The following is a 26956-nucleotide window of genomic DNA, read 5'->3' as shown; positions in this document are numbered from 1 at the left end:
ATCACTCTCTGATGGCGAGGCTACTCCATGCTTGATCACATTTTCCTGTCGGTCAGTGACATCGATCGTTCCGTTCGTTTCTACACGGCGGCATTGACCCCGCTGGGCATCACCGCAAGGCTCGATTACGACGGCAAGGATGGCCCGCCAGGGCATCCCGACCTGAAAGGTTTCGGTGCCAATGGACGGATGTTCTTCTGGCTGCGCGAAGGCGTGGTGGAGGGTCGAGCGGTGCATGTCGGCTTTGTGGCGAGCAGCAGGAGCGAGGTAGATGCGGCCTATGCGGCGGCCCTGGGAAGTGGCGCTGTCGACAACGGCGCCCCGGGTGCACGTCTGCATTACGACCCTGATTACTACGCCGCCAATGTTCTGGACCCGGATGGGTACAGCCTAGAATTCGTCTATAAAAAATGGCAGCACGCCCAATGAGCACACTTCTGATTTATGGAGCCACCGGCTATACCGGTCGTATGGCTGCAGAGCGGGCGAAAGCGCTCGGCCTGGATTTCGAAATCGCCGGGCGCAATCAGTCACGACTGGCGACACTCGCAGCGCATCTGGACGTGCCGTTTCGCGTGTTCGATTCCGGTACGCAAGCCGAGGACGCGTTATCCGGCATCTCGGTATTACTCAATTTCGCGGGGCCGTTTGCGCACACCGCAGAGACCTTGATGCGTGCCTGTATCAAGGCGGGTGTCGACTATCTGGACATCACAGCCGAGATCAACGTTTACCGGCTGGCTGAGAGACTGGGCGCAGAAGCAGCTGCAAATCACGTCATGCTATTACCGGGCGTCGGTTGGGATGTCGTGCCTACCGACTCGCTGGCGGTGCATGTCGCCAAGCGTGTCGAAGAGCCTGTTGTGCTGAGCATCGCGCTGCAGGTCCCCGGGTCCATGTCACGAGGGTCGGCCATGAGTGTCAGCGAAATCCTCGGAGCAGGTGTGCTGGCGAGGATCGATGGTGAACTCGTTGCAACACCTGATGCCCCATTGCGTCACTTTGATTTTGGTCAGGGGCCGGTCCTTTGTGCGCCACTGTCTTTCGGTGATCTGGTGACCGGGTGGCATTCGACCGGCATCCCGAATATTGCGATGTTCGTGCATATCGCGGGCGATGCGTTTCCAGAAGGAGATCTGTCGCAATTGCCTGATGGTCCGACCCCCGAGGAACGGGAGGCTCATCGGGCGCGTGCTGTGGTTGAGGTTACAGGGGCAGATGGCGCAATCGCGCGATCAACGATCGAAACCGTAAACGGCTATTCCTATACGCCGTTGGCGGCAGTGGAAGCAGCGCGCCGCGTATTGACCGGTGAACGGCAGCCGGGCTTTGCAACCCCGGCCAGGGTCTTCGGTGATGGATTTGCCGAGAGTATTGCCGGGACGCTGATCACCGATTTCTAAAGTCGGTGTTGGCTGTTCAAGAGGCCGGTACAAGTTTTCTTGCGGGGGCGACCGGCCGGAATCTCGCTGCTTCTCGCACAGGTGACCGGCGAATCCATCCGCGCTTCGGGCGGTGTTCGTGGTGTGGGTTACTGACGCAGCTGCTTGAGCCTCCAGGCGCACGCAAGCGTGTGCCTGGCTGAGCTTCGGTTAAACCTGTACCGCCTCGATTTCTCGGGAGTCGAAATCGGCTTGGGCCTTCATGACGGCGTCCAGGTGATCGAGTGTCCAGAGATACAGAGCGTTGAAAGGGTGTTCGAGTGTCCTGCCCAGCGGCGTGATGCTGTATTCAACCGCCACCTGCGAGGAGGGGATGACTCGCCTGGCCAAAATGCCGTTGCGTTCAAGACGGCGAAGGGCCTGAGTCAAGGCTTTCTGGGTGATCCCGTCCAGGCATCGTTTGAGTTCATTGAATCTCAGTGGCTTCTTGCACAGTGCTGCAAGTATCAGCACCGACCACTTGTCCGCGATCTGGTCGAGCAGGAAGCGGCTGGAGCAATCCACGCCTCGATCTGCAGATGCTGGACCGATGTTCGCTGCGGATTTATCGGCGGTCTCGAGCATGGGGTTTCCTCGGGTATACCTGATGACTTCAAAGTGCGTAATTGATATTAGGTATACACAATATACCATCAGGTTTCTACCTATCCGGAGTTACTCATGTCATCTACACACCAGACAGACGCAGCCGATCAGCTCGCGGTCGTTGATACCCTCTACCGCTTCGCCGCAGGAATCGATCTGCGTGACAAAGCACTACTCGCTTGCGCTTTTACTCAGGATGCTGTTTCCGACTTCAGGCCTGCCGCCGCAAAGGCCGGCTTCGAATATCCTGTACTTGAAGGTCGGGACGTCATCGTTGCGGCCCTGTCCAGTGCCCTGGGACAAGTCGATACCACCCATTCGGTCAGCAATCCCCGAGTGAAAATTGAAGGTGACAAAGCGCATCTGGATGCGCTGGTGGAAGCCCAACATGTGTTGAGGAACGATCCCACACGCCACTACCTCATGAAGAACCGCTACGACGTCGATCTGGTGAGGTTGGGTGAGGGATGGAGCATTCAGCGGCTGACGGTCGACAACGTCTGGCGTACAGGTGACATCGCGGTGCTCATGGGCATTTGACCGCGAAGGGGTTCCTGTTGTTTTCCTTTTCTGATCAGTTGGCTTTCACGACAGCAGTCGTGATCTGTGTCCGCCCGAGCGTGTCACGCAGCCATGTGCCCGCTTTCCCCGAACGCAAGAGTGACGACCACACCAAGTCGACACCCACGGTCCAGTCCGTGAATGGATAAGCATCCAGTTCCAGCTCAACCAGCTGCCCATCGGGACTAAGGTCCTGCATTAATTGCTTGGGTACGGTGGCCCAGCCCATTCCTTCGCGCAGCATGTTGATCAGTGTGAGATAGCTTTCGACGCGCCAATGGTTGGGTGAGTTGAGGTACTCGCTGGTGGGCAGCCTGTCCTGGAACGGCAGGTAGACGAGCTGCCGGAAGTTGCTCAGCTGGTTGAAGCTGACCGGGTGCATCTGGGTCAACGGGTGATCCCGGCACACTACATTGCTGAATGTGATGCTGCCAAGGCGTTTGAACTGCAGGTTCTTTGGGTAATGCGAGCGAGTACACATTACGCCCAACAGCACTTTTTTCTCCTCGATCATGCCAAGGGCATCCTGTCTCGATGGATGCAGTACGGTCAGGTCGACATGGGTGAAGTGCTTGGAAAAATCCTGCAGCACGGGTGCGAGTGCCTGATAGGGGATGGCATCGTCGATGCTGATCACCAGTTCGGTTTCCAGCTCTTCGGCCAAGCTGCTTGCGCGGTTCTCCATGTTGAAACATTGACCAAGAATGGCCTCGGCGTCGCGCAATAGCGCACGCCCCTCCGTCGTCAACTGGGGATAGCGCAGGCTTCGGTCGAACAGCGTGACGCCCAGGTCGATCTCAAGGTTCGCAACGGAAATGCTCACGGCTGACTGCGATTTGCCCAGTTTGCGCGCTGCGGCCGAGAAAGAGCGCTCACTGGCGACCGCAGAAAATGCGGCCAGTTGCTCCAGGGACAACCTCATAGATGCACCATAAAAAAAATCAATAGGTCCCATTTTTACAACGGGAGCGGCGGGGCGCATTTTGGCCCTGCCTTACCAGGCAACCACAACAATAACCTATCCCATCACTGCCTCGACAATAACAACCAGGAGAGGACAATGACTAATGCTGTGCACCCTGTGGATCGGCGGCTACCGCTGGCTCAAACCGTGATACTTGGCTTTCAACATGTGCTGGTGATGTATTCGGCATGCATCATCGTGCCGCTGATTCTCGGTGCCGCACTGCAACTCCCCAAAGACCAGTTGACCCTTATCATCAACGCAGACTTGTTTGCCGCGGGCCTGGCGACACTCGTGCAATGCGCAGGGAACCGGTTTTTCGGCATTCAACTGCCGATCATGATGGGCGTGACCTTCGCTTCGGTAACCCCGATGATCGCCATTGCCCTGAACCCGTCCCTGGGGCTGCCAGGCGTCTATGGTGCAATCATCGCCTCCGGCTTCTTCGGCATTCTCTTTGCCCCGGTCATGGGCCGATTGCTGCGCTTTTTTCCGCCGGTGGTAACCGGCACCGTGCTTCTGGTTATCGGCATCAGCTTGATGCGCGTGGGGATCGACTGGTCAGCCGGAGGCCATCCGCTACTGGCCGATGGCAGCTCCAATCCGGACTACGGCAATCCGGTTTACCTGGCCATTTCTCTTTTACAGCTGATCCTGATCCTGGGTATCAACCGCTTCGCCAAAGGATTCATTGCCAATATCGCGGTGCTCCTGGGGGTACTGGTCGGCTTTTTCATAGCGTTCTTTCGCGGCGATATCGTGCTTGACGGCATACATCAGACGCCATGGTTCTCGACGATTACGCCCTTCGCGTTTGGTGCGCCGAAATTCGATGTTGTCGCCATTGTTTCAATGTGTCTGGTCATGCTGGTCACCATGGTCGAGTCGACCGGAATGTTCCTGGCGCTGGGCAAGATGGTTGACCGACCGACTACTCGTCAAAGGTTGGTGCGTGGCCTTCGTTCGGATGGCCTGGGTGCCATTCTCGGCGGGGTGTTCAACGCGTTTCCCTATACCTCTTTCTCGCAAAACATTGGCCTGGTGACCATGACCGGTGTCAAGAGCCGCTATGTGTGCATAGCCGGCGCGATGATTCTGATCGGGCTGGGACTTTTTCCCAAGCTAGCCTACATCGTTGCCTCCACCCCTCAGTACGTACTCGGTGCCGCCGGCATGGTGATGTTCGGCATGGTCACGTTGATGGGGGTGCGCATCCTTTCCACCGTCGACTTCGAACAGTCGCGCTACAACCTTCTGGTCGTGGCCACGAGTGTGGGCATAGGCATGATCCCGATGGTCTCGCCGCTCTACTTTCACCATTTGCCCGACTGGAGCCGGGTGTTCACCGAAAGCGGGATCGTTCTGAGCGTTTGCAGCGCACTGATTCTCAACATCCTTTTCAACGGGCTCGGCAAGGCCGACGAAGCCGAAGCAGCAGCAGCCCGCACCGCGGCGCTGAGCGACAGTTGAACAACAGAACAACCAAAAAAATAATCAGCAAAAAGGGTTAAGTACGATGACTATTGAACTCATCAGGGCCGACCTCGTCCTCACCATGGACGCCCACAACACTGTGATCGAAGATGGCGCAGTATTGGTCAAGGACGGCCTGATCGCGGATGTCGGTCCGGCGCAGGCGCTGCTCGCGCGCCATCCCCTGGCCCCGGTACGCCGGTTGACCGATCGCCTGTTGATGCCAGGGCTGGTCAATACCCATTGCCACTCCGGCATGCTCCGAGGCACTGCAGAGGGCTTGCCGGTATGGGATTGGTTGCAGCAGTACATCGACCCCATGCATCGGGTACTGCTGCCCAGTGAGGCGCGTTTGTCTTCCATGCTTTGCTACAGCGAAGCATTGCTGTCCGGCACCACCACGGTGGTCGATATGTGGCGATACATGCACGGCAGTGCAGAGGCAGCCAATGAGCTAGGCATTCGCGCGGTGTTGGTGCCCTATGTTGCCGAACACCCGGACCATGATTACTTCGAGACCTTCGACGGCAACGAAGCCTTGATTGAGCGATGGCACGGCGGGGCGAATGGCCGCATCAGTGTGTGGGTGGGCCTGGAACATATGTTCTACGCCGTCCCGCAGGCCTTCAAGCGCATCGCGGATATCTGCAAAGCCAACAAGGTTGGTTTCCACACCCACAGTAACGAAAGCCGCTTTGACGTGGAGGAAACCATCCGGCGTTACGGAATGCGTCCCGTACAGGCCCTGGAGAAGTTCGGCCTGCTCGATGCCAGCAAGGTTCTGCTTGCTCATTGCGTGTGGGTCGACGACGAAGAGATCGCGCTGATGGCGCGCCGCAATATCGGTGTGGCACACAATCCCGTCAGCAACATGAAGCTGGCATCCGGTGCCGCTCCGATCGAAAAACTGTTGGCAGCAGGCGTTGCGGTCGGCCTGGGCACCGATGGTGAAAAAGAGAACAACAACCTGGACATGTTCGAGGAGATGAAGGTGTCCTCGCTGCTGGCCAAATTCGCCAACCTCAATGCAGCAGCACTGGATGCATGGTCGGTATGCCGCATGGCCACGATCGACGGAGCACGCGCCCTGGGCATGGACAAACAGATCGGCTCGCTGGAAGTCGGTAAAGCCGCGGACATCATCGCTGTTCGCGTTGATACGCCGAGGATGACGCCGCTTATCACCCGTGGCCCGCTGGCCAATCTTCACCACAACCTGGTGCACGCCGTGCAAGGCGGTGATGTGGACATGACAATGGTGGCCGGTCGCGTGCTGGTCGAGAACGGACAACTCAAGAACGCTGACCTGGACGTGCTGATCACCGAGGTCAACGAAACGGTCCCTGATTTGTTTGCCCGTCGAAAAGTCTGGCTGGACCAGGCCGGGGTCTCCATCAACGAGCTTGATCGAGTGAGTGGCGTTTGACCTCGAGGAAACCTTCATGCAAAACATCCGAAATGACAATTCTCCCAGGCAGGGGGTTATCCAATACGTGCTCAACGGTGAAGTGCAATCGCTTGAGCATGTCGACACTACCCGCAGCCTGCTCAATCACCTGCGCGAAGATCGCTGCCTGACGGGCACCAAGGAAGGTTGTGCCGAAGGAGACTGTGGCGCCTGCACGGTCGTCGTTGGCGAATTGCTGGATGGTGAACTGCGGATGCGCACAGTAAACGCATGCATCCAGTTCATGCCGTCCCTGGACGGTAAGGCTGTGTTTACCGTTGAGCACCTGCGCCAGGAAGCAGGGACATTACACCCGGTGCAGCAAGCGCTGGTCGATTGCCATGGATCGCAGTGCGGCTTTTGCACGCCCGGGTTCGTCATGTCCTTGTGGAGTCTCTACCTCGAACATGAGCAATGTGACGAACGTCCGGGGCGAGAGGATATCCGTTCCACGTTGACCGGTAACCTCTGCCGTTGCACCGGTTACCGACCGATCCTGGACGCAGGTGAGCAAATGTTCGAGCGGGCGCCCGTAAGATTCGAACGCGAGGCCTTGAAATTGAAGCTGGAGGTGCTCGAGCGCAGCGAGACACTCGTATACGAACATGAGGGTCGACGCTTTTTTGCTCCGAGCAATATGCAGGAGTTGATCAGGCTGCGTGCCGAATACCCCGGCGCGCTGCTGTTGGCGGGGTGTACCGATATCGGTTTGTGGACGACCAAGCAGTTTCGCGATATCGGCGACATCATTTTCGTCGGCAAGGTGCCGCAGCTCAAGCGAATCGAGCGCGATCAGCAATTTTTACGCGTTGGCTCAGCCGTATCGCTGACCGACAGCTTCGCCGCTATCGTCGAGCTCTACCCGCAACTCAAGGAACTCTGGGAGCGCTTCGCCTCCAAGCCTATCCGCAACGCTGGCACCTTGGGTGGCAACGTCGCCAATGGCTCGCCCATCGGCGATTCGATGCCGGCGCTGGTTGCGTTGGGGGCCAGGGTGGTCATGCAGGGCCTTGGTGGAAGCCGGACACTTGCACTCGAGGATTTGTACACCGGCTACATGCGCAAGGACATGCACGCCGATGAGTTTGTGGAAGCACTCTTGATTCCGTTGCCCGAAGCAGGTTGGCAGATGCGCACTTACAAACTGTCCAAGCGTTTTGACTCGGACATCTCGGCCGTCTGTGCGGCATTTTCCATTCGCCTCGACGCAGGGCGTGTCGTTGATTGTCGGGTGGCATACGGCGGTATGGCAGCAACGGTCAAAAGAGCCTGCCATTGCGAGCAACAGTTGATCGGCATGTCCTGGACCGAGGACACGCTGGAACAAGCCAAGGCCGCGCTTGATGAGGATTACCAGCCACTCTCCGATATGCGTGCCAGCGCTGAGTACAGACAGCAGTGCGCAAAGAATCTGCTCTATCGCTTCTATCTTGAAACCCGCCTGAATCAGCCAGTGCCCAAGGAACGCATTCGGGTCTTTGATGTGGCCCAGGAGCAACCATGAACAAGCCAGTCAGTCTATCCAACGAGCCATTGAGACAAGGCGCCGCCGGGCGCGCATTCACGCATGAGTCAGCTCATCTGCATGTCAGCGGTGAAGCGACTTACATCGATGATATCCCCGAACTGCAGGGCACACTGTATGCGGCACTTGGCTTGAGCCAACAGGCCCATGCGCGAATCCTGTCGATGGACTTGAGTGATGTTCTTGCAGCGCCGGGTGTGGTCGCAGTTTTGACTGCAGCTGATATTCCGGGAGCCAACGACTGCGGCCCTATCGTCCACGATGACCCAATACTCGCCGATGGCGTGGTGCAGTACATCGGCCAGCCGGTCTTTGCCGTCATCGCCGATACGTATCACGCCGCGCGCCGTGCAGCTCGACTGGGCAAGATAGATTACGAGGCGTTGCCTGCAATACTCACCCCTGAGCAAGCGAAGCAACAGGGCGCTTTTCTGTTCCCGCCGCTGCACCTGCGCCGTGGCGAAGCCGAACAGGCAATAGGAGGTGCAAGGCGCAGGCTCAAGGGCGAATTCTCCATCGGCGGCCAGGAACAGTTTTATCTGGAGGGGCAAATATCCTATGCCATGCCCAAAGAAGACAACGGCATGCATGTGCTGTGCTCCACTCAGCACCCGACAGAGATGCAAAACCTGATTTCCCATTGCCTGAATCTGCCAAACCACCAGGTTAAAGTGGAGATTCGTCGCATGGGCGGGGCATTCGGCGGCAAGGAGTCGCAATCCGGTCTGTTTGCCTGCGTGGCAGCCTTGGCCGCCGCGCGGCTGAAGCGCCCGGTCAAGGTACGCCTGGACCGTGACGACGACATGATGATCACCGGCAAGCGTCACTGTTTCAACTACGAATATGAGGTGGGTTTCGAGCCCGACGGCTTGATTCGGGGTGTGACCGTAGAGATGTGCTCGCGGGGAGGTTTTTCGACTGACTTGTCCGGCCCGGTGGCGACCCGCGCCTTGTGCCACTTCGACAATGCCTACTTCCTCAGTGACGTGGACATCCGATCCATGGCCGGCAAAACCAACACCCAGTCCAACACTGCCTTTCGCGGGTTTGGCGGCCCGCAAGGTGCGATCGCCATCGAGTACATCATCGATGACATTGCTCGCGAACTGGGTCTGGACCCGCTGGACGTTCGCAAGCGCAACTTCTATGGCAAGCTCGAGCGCAACGTTACCCCCTACGGCATGACGGTGGAAGACAATGTCATCCATGAGTTGGTGGCTGAGCTGGAGCAGACAAGCGACTACCGGGCTCGACGCCAGGCCGTCCTGGCCTTCAACCAGGAAAATGCTGTGCTCAAGAAAGGCCTTGCCCTGACGCCGCTCAAATTCGGCATTTCCTTCAACGTTGTCCACTTCAATCAGGCCGGAGCCCTGGTTCATATCTACACGGACGGTTCGGTGCTGGTGAACCACGGTGGTACCGAGATGGGGCAAGGCCTCAATACCAAGATCGCCCAGATAGTCGCCCATGAGCTGGGCATCGATCTGAGTTGGGTGCGCTCCACCGCAACGGACACCAGCAAAGTACCCAACACCTCAGCAACTGCTGCCTCAAGCGGGACTGACCTGAATGGCAAGGCCGCCCAGGATGCGGCGCGCCAAATCAAGCTCCGCTTGTCACAGATGTTGGTGAATCGATACGGCGGCACGCTCGATGACGTGGGTTATGCCAACAATCAGGCGAGCCTGCATGAGCATCGGCTCAGTTGGCCTGACCTGGTGAGGGCGGCGTATGAGAGTCGCGTGCAGCTCTGGTCCGATGGTTTCTACGCCACCCCTAAATTGAACTGGGACCGAGAGACACTGAAAGGCAGGCCGTTCTTCTACTTCAGCTATGGCGCTGCCGTATCCGAGGTGCAGATCGACAGCCTGACCGGTGAGTGGAAGTTACTGCGTGTGGACTTGTTGCATGACGCTGGCAAATCCATCAATCCGGCGCTCGATATTGGCCAGGTGGAAGGTGCCTTCATCCAGGCCATGGGCTGGCTCACGATGGAGGAACTGTGGTGGAACAAGGCCGGAAAACTAATGACCCACGCCCCTTCGACCTACAAGATTCCGGCGGTCAATGATTGCCCTGATGACTTTCGCGTCAAGCTGTTCAACAACCGCAACGCCGAGGACACCATCTTCCGTTCGAAAGCGGTAGGCGAGCCGCCTATGTTACTGGCTTTCTCGGTGTTTTTTGCGCTACGCGACGCGATTGCCAGTGTGGCGCAGTACAAACTGAACCCGCCACTGAACGGCCCTGCAACCAGCGAGCGAATCCTGCAGGCGATAACCGCAATTCGAGGCTTTGAATGACTGACTTGACCAACACGACCCCACCCGGCATTTCTGCCCTTGACGTGGAACTTCTGCGCCAGGCCATCCAGCTCTCTTCAGCGGCGAAGGCGCTTGGCCGCCACCCGTTTGCCGCATTAGTGGCCGACCAAAGCGGCAAGTTGATATCGCAGGCTGGCAACAATTCCATGCCCCCCGAAGGCGATCCCACACAACATGCCGAATTGGTCGCAGCCGCGAAAGCTGCCAGGTTGCTGAGCCCGCAGGCCTTGGCCAAATGCACCCTGTACACCAGTGCCGAACCTTGCTGCATGTGCGCCGGGGCGATTTACTGGACCGGCATCGGCCGGGTGGTCTATGCGTTATCCGAGCATGCACTGCTGGGCTTGACCGGCGACCATCCAGAAAACCCGACGTTCTCGCTGCCGTGCCGTGAAGTGTTCGCCCGTGGGCAACGACAGATCCCGGTGTTCGGGCCGATGCTGGAATCCGAAGCGGCCCAGGCTCACGTTGGTTTCTGGAAGTGAACGGCGGCGTTCCATCCATGGGGTGGATGTCGCCAGCGGTTAGGTAGCCCCGGGGGCGCGAGCGAGCCTTGCGCCTTAACCAAGCTGCTCCGCAAGCCCGACAATGATGCCCTCAGGTCCACGCATATAGGCGAGCCGGTACGATTGCTCGTATTGCATCTGGCCAATCAGTTCAGCGCCATGGACCTGCATCCGTGCAACGAGCGCATCGACGTCATCGACGGCAAACATGATGCGCCGAAGACCCAGGGCGTTCATGGGCGTGTCCACGGGCCCGAACCTGACGGGGTCTGGCGTGTGGAATTTGTCCAGTTCAATGCCTTGCCCATCGGGCGTGCGTAGCATCGCGAGGGTGGCTCGCACGTTTGCAAGCCCGATGAGGCCGCCGACGGAAGGCCCTTCAACGGTGGTTTGCCCCTCGAGCTTGAGACCCAGCGCGATGAAGAATGCCTTCACCGCTTCGAGATCGTCGACAACGATCAGGACGTTGTCCATTCGCGTGATGCTCATGTCCTTCGCCCCCTTGGCCTGGCACTAGCGACGATAGTAGCGGTGATCGTCGTCGTAGCGGTGGTGCATGGCTCGGTCCCGGTCGCGGTGGCGCTCCCAATTACGGCGTTCGGCTTCACGGCGGGCTTGCTCTCTACGCCACTGGGCCCTGCGCCATTCGTCTCGGCGCCAATCGTCCCGGCGACTGTGCCAGCGGCCGTCGTGCCAGTAGCGGTCGTCATGGGCGAGCAACGTCTGCTTGCCGGTCATGCTGGCCAAGGTCGGCCAAGGGTTGTCGGCGGCCTTGGCAGGCGCCTCGACGGCTGAGATTTGCGTTGCGACAACAGGGGTTGGCGTCTTCATCGGTGTGGCTGATGCCGAGCCCATTACCGCGAGCGCGAACAGTCCGAAGAGCACCCTCCGTGGGTCATGGAATTTCATGAGCGAAGACAACCTCTGATTGACAATTGGGCGTGTGGCCATCCTGTTGCGCGAAGCCTGCGGGTTCGCGCTAGCGAGCGGATGTGCCTATCCAAATAGACCGGCAAACAGGGAAAAGTTCTGGGGCGCCTCTGCAATTTGCACAACGCCTGCCAGAGCGCTCTGCGTCACGCCGTTGAGCCTGCAAGTGTTCTTGCGGCAATGTAGCCGAACGTCATGCCCGGTCCGAGGGTGATGCCACCGCTGGGGTAGTAGCCGTTCATGACGCTGTTCATGTCATTGCCCACGGCGAACAACCCTGGAATCGGCGCCTCGTTTTTGTCCAGTACCCGGGCACAGGCATCGGTGTGCAGGCCGGCGAAGGTGCCGAGGCTGCCGGGCACCAGCTTCACGGCGTAGAAGGGGCCTTGGCGCAGGCTGCCAAGGGACGGGTTGGGACCCTGGAGGATCTCGCCCTGGTTTTTGTTGTACAGCGACTCACCGCGGCGAAACTGTGGATCGCAGCCTTTCTCGGCAAACTGGTTGAAGGTTTCCACCGTGGCCTGCAGTTGCTGCGCATCGATCATGCACTGGCGTGCCAGTCCCGCCAGGGTCGCGTCCTTGAACAGATAGCCCTTGCGCACATAGGGCGCTGTCGGGAACGGAAAGGGTCTGGACCAGCCCAGGCCATAGCGCCGCTGGGCGCGGTGGTCGCAGATCAGCCAGGACACCGGGGTTTCTCCCGGTCCGCAGGCGTCGAACAGTGCGCACATGTAGTCATGGTAGGAGTCTGCTTCGTTGACGAAGCGTCGACCATCCTGGCGCACCGCGAGGAAACCCGGTTTGGCCCGTTCCATCAAATGCGGAAAGCCACTGAAGCCTCCGTCCTCCCGTGGCACGCGAGACACCGGTGCCCACGCAGCGGCGTGCGCCAGGTCGCAGGCGACGCGCGCGCCGACGCTTTCACCCAGGCGCAGGCCGTCGCCGGTATTGCCCTTGGGGGCAGCGCTCAAGTGGGCGCTGCCATCAGGGGCATGGGCGAACTGCCGGGCAATGCGTTGCCGGTCGTGGGGGAACCCGCCGCAAGCCATCACCACACCCCGTCGTGCGCGGATGTCGAGCAGGCGTGCGCTGCGCTCGATACGGGCGCCAACCACGCGCTGATCATCACGCAGCAGCTCATGCACCGGCGTCTCGGTCAGCAGGCGAACGTTGCGGTCCAGGGCGCTTTTCAACAGCCGGGCGACCAGGGCATTGCCGTTCACCAGGTGCATGCCCCGGCCGTGGCGCATCAGGTCACGGGCATGGCGCAGCAGGCGTTTGCCGGCATACAGCATTGACCTTGCCGAGCGGGTCGCATTGAGGAAATGGTTGAGATCGGCGCCACCGGCAATGCCCATTCCGCCAAGGCTGATAAGGTCCAGCGGACGCCGCAGCTGGTTGATCCAGGGACCCAGTCGGCGGCCATCGAACGGTAGGGCGCAGAGGGAGCGACCGCCGCGGGCATGACCTTCGCTGGCATGAAAATCAGGCATCTTGCTGCCGGAGAAAAATTGCACTTCGGTATGGCGCTGAAAAAACTCGACCATCTTCGGACCTTGTTCGAGGAACATCTCCAGGCGTGGGTCGAGCAAATCGCAGCGCAGTTCATGGCGCAGGTAGGTCCGTGCCTGTTCGAGGTCTTCCACCGTGCCTTCGGCGACTGCCAGCGGGTTGCGGGGGATCCACAGCCAGCCACCCGACCAGGCACTGGTGCCGCCGAGCACGGGTTCTTTTTCTACCACGATGACGTCGAGGCCGAGCTCGGCGCAGGTGACGGCAGTCGCCAGGCCCGAGGCGCCAGAACCAATGACCAGGACATCACAGATAAGATTGTCGACATTCATCGACGGCAAGGTGCTCATGGCGACCTCCATTTTTATTTTTTTTAGCGAAGCTGGCCGCTCCCCGGTGGCAGCGGCTCAGCAGGCCGGTGGTTACTGCAACGGTGAAAAATCGGTGGGGCGCAGCAGGCGCGATTCCAGCGTCACCACGGCGTCGAGTTCCTTGTTCTGCCGGGCAAAGTCCTGCCAGCGCGGATCGGCTGCCATGGCGTTGCGCCGGGCCATGCGATCGTCGAGGCTGGTGTAGGCCCAGATGTGCACCACCTGGTTGACCTCTCCGATTTCGGTGGTGAAGAAACCGACCAGGTTGCCCAGGTGCTCCTGCTGCACGGCCAGTGCCGCGGTTTTGTACAGGGCCAGCCAGTCGCCAAGGCGGGTCGGTTTAATCGTGTAGGTGCGCAGTTCGTAGTACATGCGGTTCTCCAGTGCGGGGTTGTTGGGTTGTGCTGGGCTCAAGACGGCTTGCGATATCACTGGCGGCGAGGTAACCGAAGGTGATGCCCGGGCCGAGGGTGATGCCGGGACCGGGGTAGGTGCCGTCCATGATCGAATTCATTTCGTTGCCAGCGGCGTACAGGCCGGGGATCGGTGCGCCACTGCGGTCGAGCACGTTGGCCTGGCCATTGGTGACCAGTCCGCGGGCCGAGCCGAGGTCACCGGTGAACAGGCGAATGGCGTAGAACGGTGCTTTGTGCAGCGGCTTCAGGCACGGGTTGGGGCCGTGAAGCGGGTCGCCCATGTAGCGGTTGTAGGCGCTGCTGCCTTTGCCGAACTGAGGGTCGACGCCAAGGGCAGCATCCGCGTTGAACTGCGCCAGGGTCTGCTCCAGGGCCGTGGCATCGATGCCGGCGATGAGCGCCAGTTCAGCGAGACTGTCGGCGCGCAGCAGATAACCGGCTTCGATCAACGCGCTGTTGTCGACCGGTCGCGGACGGGCCAGGCCCATGCCGTAGCGGTTCAAGGCTTCGCTGTCGCAGATCAGCCAGCAGGGCGCATTGGCGCCGCCGCCTGCGAACATGCCTTCGACGAAACAGTGGTAGGAGTCCGACTCGTTGACGAAACGTCGCCCGGCACGGTTGACGGCGATCACACCGGGTTTGGCCCGATCGGTTACCAGGTGCGGAAAACGCTCGAGGCTGCCGTCGGCCTTGCGCAGCACCGAGACCGGCGCCCAGAAGAAGTTTGCCGACAGGTTGTCGCCAATGGCCGCGTTGACCGAAGCGGCCAGTCGTTGTCCGTCACCCACGTTGGCCGCTGGCGACATGCTCCAGTGTTCCGAGTCCGTCGCTGGCCGCTGACCCGCGGCTTGAGCGCCGGCGGCAAATCCGCCCATGGCCAATACCACACCGCCCCTGGCCCATACCTTGCGGGTTTGTCCGCGCCAGGTGATCTGCACGCCCTTCACGCATCCCTGTTCGACCAGCAGCGCTTCGGGCGATGCTTCGAGCCACAAGTCGACACCATTGGCGAAGGCGGTGGTCGCCAGCCGGGCGATCAAGGCATTGCCCACGGTCAGGCGCGTGCCGCGTGGATGGCTGAGGCGATCCTTGGCATATCGGCCCATCAGTTTCAGGCAATGCCAGAGCGATTTTGCCGAGCGCTTGAAGCTGAGGAAATGCTGGATGTCGACACGATTGACCATCATGCCGCCGAACAGCAGCATGCCGTCCGGTGGCCGCTTCAGATCCTTGAAGTGCTCGCCGAGCTTGCGCCCGTCGTACTCGTCGATTTCCAGGGCGCGACCGGTTTGCGTGCCGCCGGGCAAGTCCGGGTAGTAGTCGGGCGACAGTGGCCGCAGGCTGTATTTGAGCTCGCTGTGGGCCTGCAAAAAGCTCAAGGCTTCACGACCATTGTCGATGAAGGCATCGATCAGCGCCGGGTTGTAGCCGGCACCGATTACTTCCTTGAGGTAGCGGCGCATCTGGTCGGCGCTCAGGTGATGCCCGGCGGCCCGGGCCTGGTCGGTGTCATGCAGCCAGACCGCGCCACCGGAAATTGCCGAGGTGCCGCCGAAGGCTTCGGTCTTTTCCACCAGCAAGACCTTGAGGCCGCGGCAGCTGGCGGTCACCGCCGCAGCGAAACCTGCGGCGCCGCTGCCAAGGACAATCACGTCGTAGGTCAGGTCGGCAGCAACAGGGAACCGGGTAGTCTTCATGTTCATTGTCTATCGCCTCTCGAGGACTCGGCCGCAGATCAGATCTGCAGCGGTGTCACACCCATGAAGTGACCAAGGTTGCCCAGTTGCGCCAGGGCCATTTGCGGGCCGGTCTGGATCGGGCAACCGCGCAGTCGGGCGAAGGCGAGAAACGGCGTGATGGCCGGCGACGTCACCACATCGGCGACCAGCGTCGTCGCTTGCAGGGTTTGCATCAGGTCTTGCGGCAACGGCAGCGGGCCCTCATCACTGGTGGCGCCCATGCCGACCGGCGAGGCGTTGACCACCAGGTCGAAGTGTTCGAGCGAGGCGGGGTCGGCGCTGATCACGATCTCGGGAAAAGCACCGCGCAACAGTTCGCCGAGCATCCCGACGCGCTCCGCGTTCAAGTCGCTGATGACCAGATGACTGACCCCGGCCTGGCACAGTGAATAAGCAATCGCACTGCCGACACCGCCGGTGCCGATCACCAGCGCCTGTTTGTCCCGCGGATTGAAATCCTGCTGGCGCGCGGCACTGAGGAAACCTTCGCCGTCGACGATATCGCCCACCAGCCGGCCGTCGGCCTCGCGCCGGATCACGTTGACCGAGCCCAGCGCCGCCGAGCGCGCACTGACGCTGTCGAGGCGGCCGGCCAGCAGCTGTTTGTAGGGAACGGTGACCACGCAGCCGCGCAGGTTTTGCCAGCCACGCAAGGTCTCGACGAAGTTCTGCAGAGCGGTCGGCGCCAGGTCGATGGCCAGCATGGCAACGTTCTGCCGGTGCTCAGCGAACCAGCGGTTGAAGTTTTCCGGCGATTTGACCTGTGTCACAGGCGAGCCGACGATGGCGACCAGTTCAGTCGAACCCTGAATCATTTGATGTACCCGCTTATTGGCTGTGTTGTGGGGCCGATAGTGCGAGCGGGGAGGGAGGCGAACAATCAAGCTGGCGAGCGTTTGCATTGATTATCGCATCGGTAATGCGATAATCGCACTACTTGTCTGAATTAGAGTCGTCGCGATGAAGCAGCCCACCATCCATCAACGGGATCTGATTGTCGGCCTGCAAAAGGGCCTGGCGTTGCTGCAGTTGTTTTCCCAGGAGCATCCGCGCCTGAGTGTGCCCGAGGTGGCGCGCATGGCCGAAATGACCCAGAGCGCCGCCCGGCGTTTCCTGCTGACGCTGGTGCATGACGACTTCGCGCAGACCGATGGGCGCTACTACTGGCTGACCGCCAAGACGTTGCGCATCGGGCAGGCCTACGTCGATTCGGCCGTGTTGCCGCGCATGCTGCGGCCGATCGTCGAACAGGTGGCGCGAACCACCCAGGAGCATGTGTCGGTGGGCATTCGCGACGGGGATGACATTGTGCATGTGGTGCGCAGCCGCTACAGCCACATCACCTCGATGTCGATTCGGCCTGGCTCACGGGTGCCCATGTATTGCACCGGCAGTGGCCGGCTCTGGCTGGCGAGCCTGAATGCCGAGGCACTCGACGCGTATTTCGAACGCAACCCGCCACAGGCAATCACGCCTTACACGCTCACAGACGAAAAGCAGATCCGCGCCGAAATCGCCTTGGCGGCGCAGCGTGGTTACGTGCTGGTGGATCAGGAATATGAAGTGGGCATGCGGGTATTGAGCGTGCCGTTGATTGATCGCGAAGGGCAGTTGCAGGCCACCTTGACGCTGACCACCCATGCGTCGCGAATGACCGTGGAGCAAATGCGCGAACGTTATCTGTCGACCTTGTATGAAGGCCAGGCATTACTGCGGCCGATCATGACGCTCTAGGTACAGCAGCCTGGAACCTGGAACCGCCAGAAGGCGTCGCCTGTAATGCACCCTGCAGGGCACCCATTACCATGTCATGCAGCAGCTTGCGCCGTGCACCCTTGCTCGCCGGCGACTCTGCGATCCAGGCCGGCAGCTGGTTGAGCAGGGACACGATGCCGCTCAAGGTCGAGCGCAGGCTGACGCTCGCCGGTGTACCGGTGAGTTGCTCTATTGTGGTCACCAGGTGGTCCTCGTAGCGCCTGCGCAACGCCAGGATCGAGGCATGCTGTTCGCTGTCCAGGCAATGGAGGTCATGCTCGGCCAGGCGAAAATGCGCGCCCATGCGCTCGTGCAGCAGCAGGTGCGCCTCCAGCAGCGCGTGCAGTCGCACAGCGGGCGCGGATTTGCGCCGGTTCACCAGGCTGGCGCCGTGCAGCAACTGTTCGTAGAGTTCCTCGATCAATTCGAACAGCAGTGCCTCTTTGCTATCGATGTGGTTGTAGATGGAGCCGACCTTGATGCCCAGGTAAGCGGCCAGGTCGCGCATGCTTACCCGGCTGAAACCACTTCGGGCAAAGAGCTCGAGGGCTTTTTGCCGGGTTTGCAGGTAGCGCGAGGGGTGCACCTGATCGATGGCCCCCGTCAACAGAGAGTGGCTCATCCCGTTCATAGGCGGAACTGCCCCAACAGCCGATTGAGCTGGCTCGCCAGTTCCCTCAGGTTCCGGCTGGCCTCATTGGACTGGTCCGCCGCCAGGGCATTCTCCTGGGCCAGCGAGGCGGCGTGGGTGACATTCTGGTTGATGTCCTCGACCACGTGGGATTGCTCCAGGGTGGCACTGGCAATCGAGGCGTTCAGTTCAGTGAGGTTGCGCAGGGCGGTGATGACCAGGTGCAGGCTTTCACCGGTTTCGCGGGCCTGTACCACGGTTTGTTGTGCGGCCTGGCTGCTGGCATTGATGACCGCTACCGCCGCTTCGGAGTTGCCCTGCAGGCGTTCGATCATGCCCTGGATCTGCGCGGTGGACTGCTGGGTACGCTGGGCCAGCAGGCGCACTTCATCGGCCACCACGGCAAAGCCGCGACCCTGTTCGCCAGCGCGCGCCGCCTCGATGGCGGCGTTCAGCGCCAGCAGGTTGGTTTGCTCGGCGATGGCGCGGATCACTTCCAGCACGCTGCCGATCTGGGTGCTTTCCTGGGCCAGGCTCTGGATTACTGCGACAGCCTGGCCGATGGTTTCGGACAACTGGTCGATCTGGCGCAGGCTGCTGTCGATGTTGTGCTGGCCCTGGCGTGCCTGCTCATCGGCCTGGCGTACTTCGTTGGCGGCGTGCTCGGCGTTCTTCGCCACTTCCTGCACGGCATGGGAGACTTCGTGGATAGCGGCGGCCACCAGTTCCATCTGCTGTGATTGCTGTTGGCTGTGGCGCTGGCTGTTGCTGGCAATCTCACCGAGCGATTGCGAGGCCTGGTCCAGGTGGCCGGCGGTCTGCATGGACTGGCCGATCACCGTGCGCAGCTTGCGGGTGAACGCGTTGAAGTGGCCGCTCAGGGCCGTCAGCTCATCGCGCCAGCGGCTGTCCAGGTTGTGGGTCAGGTCGGCTTCGCCGCTGGCGATGTTCTCCATGGCATTGACCACCTGCGCCAAGGGCGAGGCGATGCTGCGGGCGATCAGCAGGATCAGCGCGCTGAGCAGCAGGGCGATCGTCAGCACAATGACGAAGGCCTTTATCAGCTGGCGGCGAAACTCGACTTGCACGTCGTCGATGTAGATGCCCGAGCCGACGATCCAGCCCCAGGGCTTGAACAGTTCGACGTAGGACACCTTTTCCACCGGCGCATCGGAGCCCGGTTTTGGCCAGCGGTAGTGCACAAGGCCCGAGCCGTCGCGGTTGGCCACGGCGACCATCTCGTCGAACAGTGCCTTGCCGTCAGGGTCGCGGGTGCCGGCCATGCGCTTGCCCTCGAGCTTGGCATTGGGGTGCATGACCATGCGCGTGTCGAGGTCCTCGATCCAGAAGTAGTCCTCGCGGTCGTAGCGCAGGTCGCGTATGACCGCGCGGGCCTGTTGTTGCGCCTGCTCACGATCCAGACCCTGGCCTTCGAGGTTCTGGAAGTGGCGCAGGATGCCGCTGGCGGTCTCGACCACGTGCCGGGTTTTCAGGGCCTTGGCCGCATAGAGGTCGTCGTGGTTCTGCTTGAGCATCAGGCCCGCGAGAATCAGCAGCATCAGGATGGACGTCAGCAGGATCAGCCACAGGCGGCGGCTGATGGGAATGTTACGCAGGCCGGGCATGGGCAACTCCAGAAGGGGCAGGCAAGGGGGCGGCCGGCACGCAGGGCGCGTGCGGCCAAGGGCTCAGAGGGCGTAGTGGGCCAGCTCGCGGGCGATCAGCAGGCGCTGGACCTCGCTGGTGCCTTCGTAGATCTGGGTGATGCGCGCATCGCGGTAGTAGCGCTCCACCGGGTAATCCTCCAGGTAGCCATAACCGCCATGGATCTGCAGGGCGCTTGAGCACACGCGCTCGGCCATTTCCGAGGCGAACAGCTTGGCCTGCGACGCTTCTGACAGGCACGGTTGCCCGGCGCTTTTCAGGCGCGCGGCATGCAGCACCAGCAGGCGGGTCGCATTGAGCCGGGTGTGCATATCCGCGAGCAGATTGGACACGCTCTGGTGCTCGATGATCGGCTTGGCGAACTGGACGCGTTCGCGGGCATACCCCAGCGCGGCCTCGAAGGCGGCGCGGGCGATGCCCAGGGCCTGGGCGGCGATGCCGATGCGACCGCCTTCGAGGTTGGACAGGGCAATGGCCAGGCCCTTGCCGCGCTCGCCGAGCAAATGGTCCTGGGGGATGGTGCAGTTATCCAGGGTGACTGCGCAGGTATCGGAGGCCTTGATGCCCATCTTGTGTTCGCTGCGGTCGACCACGAATCCAGGGTTGTCGGTCGGCACCAGGAACGCCGACAGGCCCTTCTTGCCCAGCTCCGGATCGGTGACGGCAAACACAATGGCCAGACTCGCGCGCTTGCCGTTGCTGACGAACTGCTTGGCGCCGTTGAGTACCCAGTGGCCGTCGCGCAGTTCGGCGCGAGTGCGCAAGTTGTGGGCTTCGGTGCCCGCCTGTGGCTCGGTCAGGCAGAAGCAACCAATGGCCTGGCCGCTGGCCAAAAGCGGCAGCCAGCGGTCTTGTTGGGAGGGGCTGCCGTATTTGAGCAGAGGGCCGCAGCCGACTGAATTGTGGATGCTCATCAAGGCGCCAAGGGCGCCGTCACCGGCGGAGATTTCCTCCACGGCCAGGGCGTAGGCCACATAGTCGGTGTAGCTGCCACCCCAGGTGTCCGGCACCACCATGCCCAGCAGGCCCAGTTCACCCATTTGCGCGACCACGGCGTCATCGATCCAGCCGGCCTTTTCCCAGGCCTGGGCATGGGGGCCGACTTCGCTGCGGGCGAAGTCGCGTGCCATGTCGCGGATCATGCGTTGTTCTTCGGTCAATTCGATATCGTGCATTGCGAGTCTCCTGCCGTTCAGGCGGTACGAAGGGGTTTGCCAGAGGCCGGGCGGAAATCGTTGAAGAAGGCCTGCACCCGCGCAGGCACCAGTTCCGCCAGGGTTGGCGGGTTCCAGCGTGGGGTCTTGTCCTTGTCGATGATCAAGGCGCGCACCCCCTCCATCAGGTCGCCCTTGTCGAACCACTGGTAGTCCAGGTGCAACTCCAGGGCAAAACAGTCGGCCAGGCTCAGGTATCGACCGCGACGCAACAGTTCCAGGGTTGCCGCCATTGCCAGCGGTGAGCGGCTGTCGAGCAGCGCGACCGTCTGTTCGGCCCAGTCGCGCAGCTCGGGACGTTGCTCGCGCTGCAGCGCATTGCGAATCGCCGGCACGTCAGGCAGGGAGAAAACTTCATCGATCACCTGGCGGTAAGCCTTGAGTTCCGATCCGGCAATGCGCTCGGTGGCCAGGCCGGCCAGCAGCTCTTGCAAGTCTTCTTCGGGCGCGGGAGTCCAGTTCAAGTGATCCAGGGCGGCGTCCAGTTCGACCAGTCGCTCGCTGGGCAGGTAGTAGTCGGCCAGGTCGGCATAGAGCGCATCGGCGGCCCGTACCTGGCAGCCGGTGACGCCCAGGTAGATACCCAGTTCACCGGGAAGGCGCGGCAGGAAATAGCTGCCGCCGACATCGGGGAAAAAGCCGATGCCGACTTCCGGCATGCCCATGCGCGTGCGCTCGGTGATCACCCGGAGCGAGGCCGCCTGCGCCAGGCCCATGCCGCCGCCCAGGACGAAACCGTCGAGCAGCGCCAGCACCGGTTTGGAGTAGCCATGCAGGTACTCGTCCAGGGCGTATTCCTCCTCGAGGAACAGCTCGTGCAGGTTGTCCCCGGCCTTGTGGCTGTCGTACAGCATGCGGATGTCGCCACCGGCACAGAAGGCTTTTTCCCCGGCGCCACGCAGGGTGACGGCGACGATGTCCGGATCCTGTTCCCAGACCCACAGGTATTGGCAAAGCAGCTTCACCGTCGGCAGGTCGAGGGTGTTCAGCGCGCTGGGCCGGTTCAGCGTCAGGTGGCCGATGCGGTTGCGCACGCAGGCCAGCACCGGGGCTTGCTGCCCGCTCATGCCTGGGCTTCTCCACGGAACAGCTGGATGATGGCGGAGAAGTCCAGGCCGCCATTACCTTGCAGGCTGAAGGTCTGGTACAGCTGCTGGGCGGCAGCGCCGAGCACCACCGGTTGGCGCGCCTGTTTGGCGGCTTCGGTGGCGAGGCCGAGGTCCTTGAGCATCAGGTCCGTGCCGAAGCCGCCCGTGTAACCCCGCGAGGCCGGGGCATTTTCCAGCACGCCTGGGAACGGGTTGTTGATCTCCGAGCTCCAGCAGCGTCCAGTGGAGGTGCCGATGACACCGGCCAGCACCTTGGCGTCCATGCCCAGGGCCACACCCAGGGCCATGGCCTCGGCGACGCCGACCATGGAGATGCCGAGCAGCATGTTGTTGGCGATCTTGGCCACCTGGCCGTTACCGGCCGCGCCGCAATGCACGATGTTCCTGCCCATGGCCGAGAGGATCGGCAGGGCCTGGTCGTACACGCTGACCGGGCCGCCGACCATGAACGTCAGGGTGCCCGCCGTCGCGCCGCCGGTGCCGCCGGAGACTGGCGCGTCGAGCATCGGGTTGCCTTGGGCAAGGGCGAATTTGGCCACCTCGCGGGCACTCAGCGGGTCGATGGTCGAGCTGTCGATCAACAGCACGCCTTGGCCAATATTGGCCAGCAGGCCGTCCTTGCCGCGATAGACCTGCTTCACGTGGTCTGCGGTGGGCAGCATGGTGATGATCACTTCAACCCCGGCCTTGGCTACGCCTGCGGGCGAGTCAGCGGCGCTGGCGCCGGCCTCGACCAGGGCGGCGACCGCTTGGGGGAAGGGGTCGAAGACTGTCAGGCTGTGGCCGGCCTTGAGCAGGTTGCGGGCCATTGGGCCGCCCATGTTGCCGAGGCCGAGAAATCCGATATGCATGATGGCTACCTTTTGCGTGTAGTGGCGAGGGGATTTATCCCCGTTGGGCTGCGAAGCGGCCCCCAGCGACCGTTCAAACAGACCGAGTTATCCGGATTGGGGCCGCTTCGCGACCCAACGGGGATAAATCCCCTCGCCACAGATCATTTGAGGGTGATAGTGGTGTTCACCGCGCCAACGACCTCGTCTTCGTCAAACCAGCGCTGGGTGATCGTCTTGGTCTGGGTGTAGAAGGTCACCACTTGCTTGCCGTAAGGGCCCAGGTCACCGAGCTTGGAGGCGCGCGAACCGGAGAAGGAGAACAGCGGGACCGGTACCGGGATCGGCACGTTGATGCCCACCTGGCCGACATCGATTTCTTCCTGGAAGTGACGGGCCGCCGCGCCGGAACGGGTGAACAGGGCGGTACCGTTGCCATTGGGGTTGGCGTTGATGATCTCGATCGCTTCGCTCAGGCTGGCGGCCTGCATGACGCACAGCACCGGGCCGAAGATTTCTTCGCGGTACACCGACATGTGCGCAGTGACGTTGGAGAAGATGGTCGGGCCTACGAAATTGCCGTCCTGGTAGCCCGGCACGCTCGGGTTGCGGCCGTCCAGTTCGAGCCTGGCGCCTTCTTCGATGCCACTGGCGATCAGGCTGTTGACGCGATCCAGGGCCGCGCAGGAAATCACCGGGCCGATGTCGGTGCCAGGTTCGGTGCCGCCATTGATCTTGAGGGTTTTGGTGCGCTCGATCAGGTCCGGCAACCAGGTTTGCGCTTCACCCACCAGGATTACCACCGGCAGGGCCATGCAGCGCTGGCCAGCGGCACCGAAGGAGGCGCCCAGCAGATTGTTCAAGGTCTGTTGCTTGTTGGCATCGGGCAGGACGATGGCGTGGTTCTTCGCGCCCATCATGCACTGGGCGCGTTTGCCGTTCTGGGTGGCGCGGTTGTAGACATGGGTGCCGACCTTGGTCGAACCCACGAAGGACACGGCCTTGATGTCCGGGTGGTCGCAGATCAGGTTCACCGCATCGACGCCGCCGTGAATGACGTTGAGCACGCCCTTGGGTACACCGGCTTCCAGCGCCAGTTCGACCAGGCGCATGGTCACCAGCGGATCTTGCTCGGACGGCTTGAGGACGAAGGTGTTGCCGGTGGCGATGGCCATCGGGAACATCCACAACGGGATCATCGCCGGGAAGTTGAACGGGGTGATGCCGGCGCACACGCCCAGCGGCTGCATCAAGGTGTAGGTGTCGACGCCATTGGCGACGTTGTTGGCCAACTCGCCCATCTGCAGGTTACCGATGGAGGTGGCGTGCTCGACCACTTCCAGGCCGCGGAACACATCACCTTCGGCGTCGGGGAGGGTCTTGCCCTGTTCGGCGGTGAGCAGGGCGGCCAGTTCCTTGATGTTCTCGCGGATCAGCTGCTGGTACTTGAAGAAGATCCGCGAGCGGGCGCCGATCGGTGTCTTGCGCCAGGTCTTGAACGCTTCCTTGGCGCTGGCCACGGCGGCATCCATTTCCTCGGCCGTGGCGAAGGGCACGCGAGCGAGGATTTCCTGGGTGGCCGGGTTGACCACATTGCGCCACTCGGTGCTGCGCGATTCGACGAATTCGCCGTTGATGAGGAGCTTGACGCTTGGAACGCTGGATGAGGTCATTTTCGGGTCCTGTCTGCTTTCTTTGAGTCGAGTGAGGCCCCTCGGCCGTGTTGGCCGAGTGGTCGGATTGGAGTTCAGGAGGGCCGGCGCACCGGCCCGGGTTCAGCCCTTGAGCTGTGGGAAGTCTTCTTCGAAGTACTCTTGCGGACCGCGCGCGTCGCCCTGACGACGCTGCGTTTCCATCTGCCGCAGTTCCACCCGGCGGATTTTCCCAGAGATGGTCTTGGGCAACTCGGTGACGAACTCGATGCGTCGCACCCGCTTGTACGGCGCCAGGTGCTCGCGGGCGAAGGCGAGGATATTGCCGGCGAGTTCGGCGCTGCCGGGTTCGTCATGGGCCAGGATCAGGAAGGCCTTGGGCACGGCCAGGCGCAGCGGGTCGGGGCTGGGGACCACGGCGCATTCCATCACCGATGGGTGCTCGATCAGTGCGCTTTCCAGCTCGAAGGGGCTGATGCGGTAGTCGGAGGCCTTGAACACGTCATCGGCGCGACCGACAAAGGTGATGTAGCCTTCATCGTCGATCTGCGCGGTGTCGCCGGTGCGGTAGTAACCGTCGCGCATCACCTCGGCGGTTTTTTCCGGGCTGTCCTCGTAGCACAGCATCAGGCCGAGCGGACGCACGTCCAGCGGCAGGGCGACTTCGCCTTCATTGCCGGGTACGCCGTCGGGGTCGAGCATGGTTACCCGGTAGCCCGGCAGCGGACGGCCCATGGAGCCGGGCTTGAGCAGTTGGCCGGGCGTATTGCCGACCAGTGCGGTGGTTTCGGACTGGCCGAAGCCGTCACGCAACGGCAAGTTCCAGGCATGCAGGATCTGCTCGATGATTTCCGGGTTGAGCGGCTCACCGGCGCCCACCAGTTCGCGCAGGCGCAGGCGGTCCTTGTAACTGGCCAGGTCTTCCTGGATCAGCATGCGCCAGACCGTGGGTGGAGCGCACAGGCTGGTGACGCCATAGCGCTCCAGGGCGCCCAGCAGGGCAGGGGCGCTGAAGCGCGCGACATTGTGGATGAAGATGCAGGCGCCAGCGTTCCAGGGGGCGAAGAGGCAACTCCAGGCGTGCTTGGCCCAGCCCGGTGACGAGATGTTCAAGTGCAGGTCACCCGGCAGCAGGCCGATCCAGTACATGGTCGACAGGTGGCCGACCGGGTAGCTCTGGTGGCTGTGCAGCACCATCTTCGGCTTGGAGGTGGTGCCGGAGGTGAAGTACAGCAGCATCGGGTCGGTGGCCAGCGTCTGCCCCTCGCTGTCGAACCGCTCGGAATGCTCGCTGGCGGCGCTGTGCGGCGTCCAGCTGGCGGGGGCCGGGCCGACACAGATGCGCGTGCAGTCTTCACCCAGGCCGTCGAACTTGTCGACATGGGCGGCACCGACCACCAGGTGACGCACATGGCCACGCTCGATGCGGTCACGCAAGTCTTCAGGGGTGAGCAGGGCAGTGGCGGGGATGACCACGGCGCCGAGCTTGAAGGCGGCCAGCATTGTTTCCCACAGGGCGACGTCGTTGCCGAGCATCAGCAGGATGCGCTCGCCACGGCGTACGCCAAGGGCACGCAGGTGGTTGGCCACCTGGTTGGAGCGTGCGGCCAGTTGCTGGAAGCTGTAACGCTGCTCGCTGCCGTCTTCTTCGACGATCCACAGGGCGTTGGCCTGGTTGCCCTCGGCCATGGCATCGAAGTAATCCAGTGCCCAGTTGAATTCGTTCAGTTGCGGCCAGCGGAAGTCCCGCGTGGCAGTGGCGTAGTCGGTACGGTGGGCCAGCAGGAAGTCGCGAGCTTTGATGAAGGGTTGGCAGTTGCTGTTCATTGGAGTCTCCATCGATCGCGGGGGCGATCGGCGCGGGTAACGGGTACGGGAGGGTCAGGCGGCGAGGGTGGCGTTGCTGCGGGCAGCAATGCGTTCAAGACCCGTACAGTTACCTGGGAGCGCAGAAACGGCGGCTGGCATGGATGTCTTCACGTTGGGTGCCCTTTGTTTGTTTTTGTTGGGTCTGGCCCGGTACATGACCGGTGCTTGAGTCCAGTATATGCATGCAAAAATGAATTAAAAATGCTCATAAAAGCCGGTGCGTTGTGCAGAAAAGTCATAGCTGTATTGGGTGTATATCCATTCCTGCGGTAACGGCGTCTGGCGGTTTCGCTCTTACAGCGAGTCACTTGGAAGAGCTTGTAGGAGCCAGGCTTGCCGGCGAAGGCGTCCTGATAGACGATGATTGTCTTTCAGGTGTACATATCCATTCCTGCGGTAACGGCCACCTAGGGTTTCGCCCTTACGGCGAGTCACT

24 protein-coding genes are annotated in these 26956 nt (G+C 61.6%); 9 read left to right on the top strand and 15 right to left on the bottom strand.

Annotated features, from left to right (window positions below):
- Window positions 1–27 precede the first annotated feature (27 nt).
- Together HFK74_RS18725 and HFK74_RS18720 are read left to right on the top strand one after the other, a co-directional pair.
- Window positions 28–429 (top strand): VOC family protein, encoded by a 402-nt coding sequence (locus HFK74_RS18725; protein WP_180204747.1) that lies wholly within the window; start codon window positions 28–30, stop codon window positions 427–429.
- Window positions 426–1403, top strand: coding sequence for a trans-acting enoyl reductase family protein (locus HFK74_RS18720; RefSeq protein WP_180204746.1), 978 nt, complete (start codon window positions 426–428; stop codon window positions 1401–1403). The genes HFK74_RS18725 and HFK74_RS18720 overlap by 4 nt, the downstream gene beginning before the upstream one ends.
- A gap of 189 nt (window positions 1404–1592) precedes the next feature.
- Here the strand turns inward: HFK74_RS18720 and HFK74_RS18715 are convergent, their stop codons facing one another.
- Window positions 1593–2006 (bottom strand): helix-turn-helix domain-containing protein, encoded by a 414-nt coding sequence (locus tag HFK74_RS18715; RefSeq protein WP_257230361.1) that lies wholly within the window; start codon window positions 2004–2006, stop codon window positions 1593–1595.
- A gap of 96 nt (window positions 2007–2102) precedes the next feature.
- Between HFK74_RS18715 and HFK74_RS18710 the strand changes: the two genes are divergently transcribed.
- Window positions 2103–2567, top strand: coding sequence for a nuclear transport factor 2 family protein (locus tag HFK74_RS18710; protein WP_180204745.1), 465 nt, complete (start codon window positions 2103–2105; stop codon window positions 2565–2567).
- Between the two features lie 34 nt (window positions 2568–2601).
- On the opposite strand, the gene HFK74_RS18705 is transcribed toward HFK74_RS18710, so the two are convergent.
- Window positions 2602–3510, bottom strand: coding sequence for a LysR family transcriptional regulator (locus HFK74_RS18705; RefSeq protein WP_180204744.1), 909 nt, complete (start codon window positions 3508–3510; stop codon window positions 2602–2604).
- 138 nt (window positions 3511–3648) lie between these two features.
- On the opposite strand from HFK74_RS18705, the gene HFK74_RS18700 reads away from it, so the two are divergent.
- The 5 genes from HFK74_RS18700 to HFK74_RS18680 are packed head-to-tail and all read left to right on the top strand — an operon-like array spanning window position 3649 to window position 10806.
- A complete protein-coding gene (locus HFK74_RS18700) occupies window positions 3649–5022 on the top strand; it encodes a nucleobase:cation symporter-2 family protein (RefSeq protein ID WP_180204743.1) in 1374 nt (457 codons plus the stop codon).
- Window positions 5023–5074: 52 nt separating this feature from the next.
- Complete coding sequence (locus tag HFK74_RS18695) at window positions 5075–6451, top strand: amidohydrolase family protein (protein ID WP_368738168.1); 1377 nt, start codon at window positions 5075–5077, stop codon at window positions 6449–6451.
- A gap of 16 nt (window positions 6452–6467) precedes the next feature.
- Entirely contained in the window at window positions 6468–7976 is a 1509-nt protein-coding gene (gene xdhA, locus HFK74_RS18690; protein WP_180204741.1) for a xanthine dehydrogenase small subunit, read from the top strand.
- The gene (gene xdhB, locus HFK74_RS18685) at window positions 7973–10300 is read left to right on the top strand and encodes a xanthine dehydrogenase molybdopterin binding subunit (protein WP_180204740.1); all 2328 of its coding nucleotides are present in this window, start codon (window positions 7973–7975) and stop codon (window positions 10298–10300) included. The genes xdhA and xdhB overlap by 4 nt, the downstream gene beginning before the upstream one ends.
- Complete coding sequence (locus tag HFK74_RS18680) at window positions 10297–10806, top strand: nucleoside deaminase (RefSeq protein ID WP_180204739.1); 510 nt, start codon at window positions 10297–10299, stop codon at window positions 10804–10806. Before xdhB ends, HFK74_RS18680 begins: the two co-directional genes overlap by 4 nt.
- Before the next feature lie 75 nt (window positions 10807–10881).
- Here HFK74_RS18680 and HFK74_RS18675 read toward each other — a convergent pair whose 3' ends face one another.
- The 6 genes from HFK74_RS18675 to HFK74_RS18650 form a co-directional block, all read right to left on the bottom strand.
- On the bottom strand, window positions 10882–11316 hold the full coding sequence (locus HFK74_RS18675) for a VOC family protein (protein WP_180204738.1): 435 nt from the start codon (window positions 11314–11316) through the stop codon (window positions 10882–10884).
- A gap of 24 nt (window positions 11317–11340) precedes the next feature.
- A complete protein-coding gene (locus HFK74_RS18670; RefSeq protein WP_180204737.1) occupies window positions 11341–11736 on the bottom strand; it encodes a hypothetical protein in 396 nt (131 codons plus the stop codon).
- 167 nt (window positions 11737–11903) lie between these two features.
- Complete coding sequence (locus HFK74_RS18665) at window positions 11904–13619, bottom strand: FAD-dependent oxidoreductase (RefSeq protein WP_257230359.1); 1716 nt, start codon at window positions 13617–13619, stop codon at window positions 11904–11906.
- Between the two features lie 72 nt (window positions 13620–13691).
- Window positions 13692–14012 carry an NIPSNAP family protein gene (locus HFK74_RS18660; protein ID WP_180204736.1) on the bottom strand — a complete coding sequence of 107 codons (321 nt, stop codon included), beginning with the start codon at window positions 14010–14012 and terminating at the stop codon, window positions 13692–13694.
- Window positions 13981–15759 carry an FAD-dependent oxidoreductase gene (locus tag HFK74_RS18655; protein ID WP_180204735.1) on the bottom strand — a complete coding sequence of 593 codons (1779 nt, stop codon included), beginning with the start codon at window positions 15757–15759 and terminating at the stop codon, window positions 13981–13983. The genes HFK74_RS18660 and HFK74_RS18655 overlap by 32 nt, the downstream gene beginning before the upstream one ends.
- A gap of 32 nt (window positions 15760–15791) precedes the next feature.
- Window positions 15792–16610: a shikimate dehydrogenase gene (locus tag HFK74_RS18650; RefSeq protein ID WP_180204734.1), complete on the bottom strand. Its 819-nt coding sequence runs from the start codon at window positions 16608–16610 to the stop codon at window positions 15792–15794.
- Window positions 16611–16755: 145 nt separating this feature from the next.
- Between HFK74_RS18650 and HFK74_RS18645 the strand changes: the two genes are divergently transcribed.
- Window positions 16756–17529 (top strand): IclR family transcriptional regulator C-terminal domain-containing protein, encoded by a 774-nt coding sequence (locus HFK74_RS18645; protein ID WP_180204733.1) that lies wholly within the window; start codon window positions 16756–16758, stop codon window positions 17527–17529.
- Here HFK74_RS18645 and HFK74_RS18640 read toward each other — a convergent pair.
- The 7 genes from HFK74_RS18640 to HFK74_RS18610 form a co-directional block, all read right to left on the bottom strand.
- Window positions 17516–18181 carry a TetR/AcrR family transcriptional regulator gene (locus HFK74_RS18640; protein WP_180204732.1) on the bottom strand — a complete coding sequence of 222 codons (666 nt, stop codon included), beginning with the start codon at window positions 18179–18181 and terminating at the stop codon, window positions 17516–17518. The genes HFK74_RS18645 and HFK74_RS18640 overlap by 14 nt on opposite strands.
- Entirely contained in the window at window positions 18178–19806 is a 1629-nt protein-coding gene (locus HFK74_RS18635; protein WP_180204731.1) for a methyl-accepting chemotaxis protein, read from the bottom strand. The genes HFK74_RS18640 and HFK74_RS18635 overlap by 4 nt, the downstream gene beginning before the upstream one ends.
- A 63-nt stretch (window positions 19807–19869) precedes the next feature.
- Window positions 19870–21021, bottom strand: a complete 1152-nt coding sequence (locus HFK74_RS18630) for an acyl-CoA dehydrogenase family protein (RefSeq protein ID WP_180204730.1) — start codon at window positions 21019–21021, stop codon at window positions 19870–19872.
- Window positions 21022–21038: 17 nt separating this feature from the next.
- Window positions 21039–22127 (bottom strand): enoyl-CoA hydratase/isomerase family protein, encoded by a 1089-nt coding sequence (locus HFK74_RS18625; RefSeq protein ID WP_180204729.1) that lies wholly within the window; start codon window positions 22125–22127, stop codon window positions 21039–21041.
- Entirely contained in the window at window positions 22124–23020 is an 897-nt protein-coding gene (gene mmsB, locus HFK74_RS18620) for a 3-hydroxyisobutyrate dehydrogenase (RefSeq protein ID WP_180204728.1), read from the bottom strand. Before mmsB ends, HFK74_RS18625 begins: the two co-directional genes overlap by 4 nt.
- A gap of 143 nt (window positions 23021–23163) precedes the next feature.
- A complete protein-coding gene (locus tag HFK74_RS18615) occupies window positions 23164–24672 on the bottom strand; it encodes a CoA-acylating methylmalonate-semialdehyde dehydrogenase (RefSeq protein WP_180204727.1) in 1509 nt (502 codons plus the stop codon).
- A gap of 102 nt (window positions 24673–24774) precedes the next feature.
- A complete protein-coding gene (locus tag HFK74_RS18610) occupies window positions 24775–26478 on the bottom strand; it encodes an AMP-binding protein (protein ID WP_180204726.1) in 1704 nt (567 codons plus the stop codon).
- Between the last annotated feature and the right edge of the window lie 478 nt (window positions 26479–26956).

The sequence above is a fragment of the Pseudomonas sp. SbOxS1 genome (genome assembly GCF_013416725.1).
GTDB lineage: Bacteria > Pseudomonadota > Gammaproteobacteria > Pseudomonadales > Pseudomonadaceae > Aquipseudomonas.
Note: the sequence above shows the minus strand (reverse complement) of the source record. Positions and strands in the feature narration are given on the sequence as shown.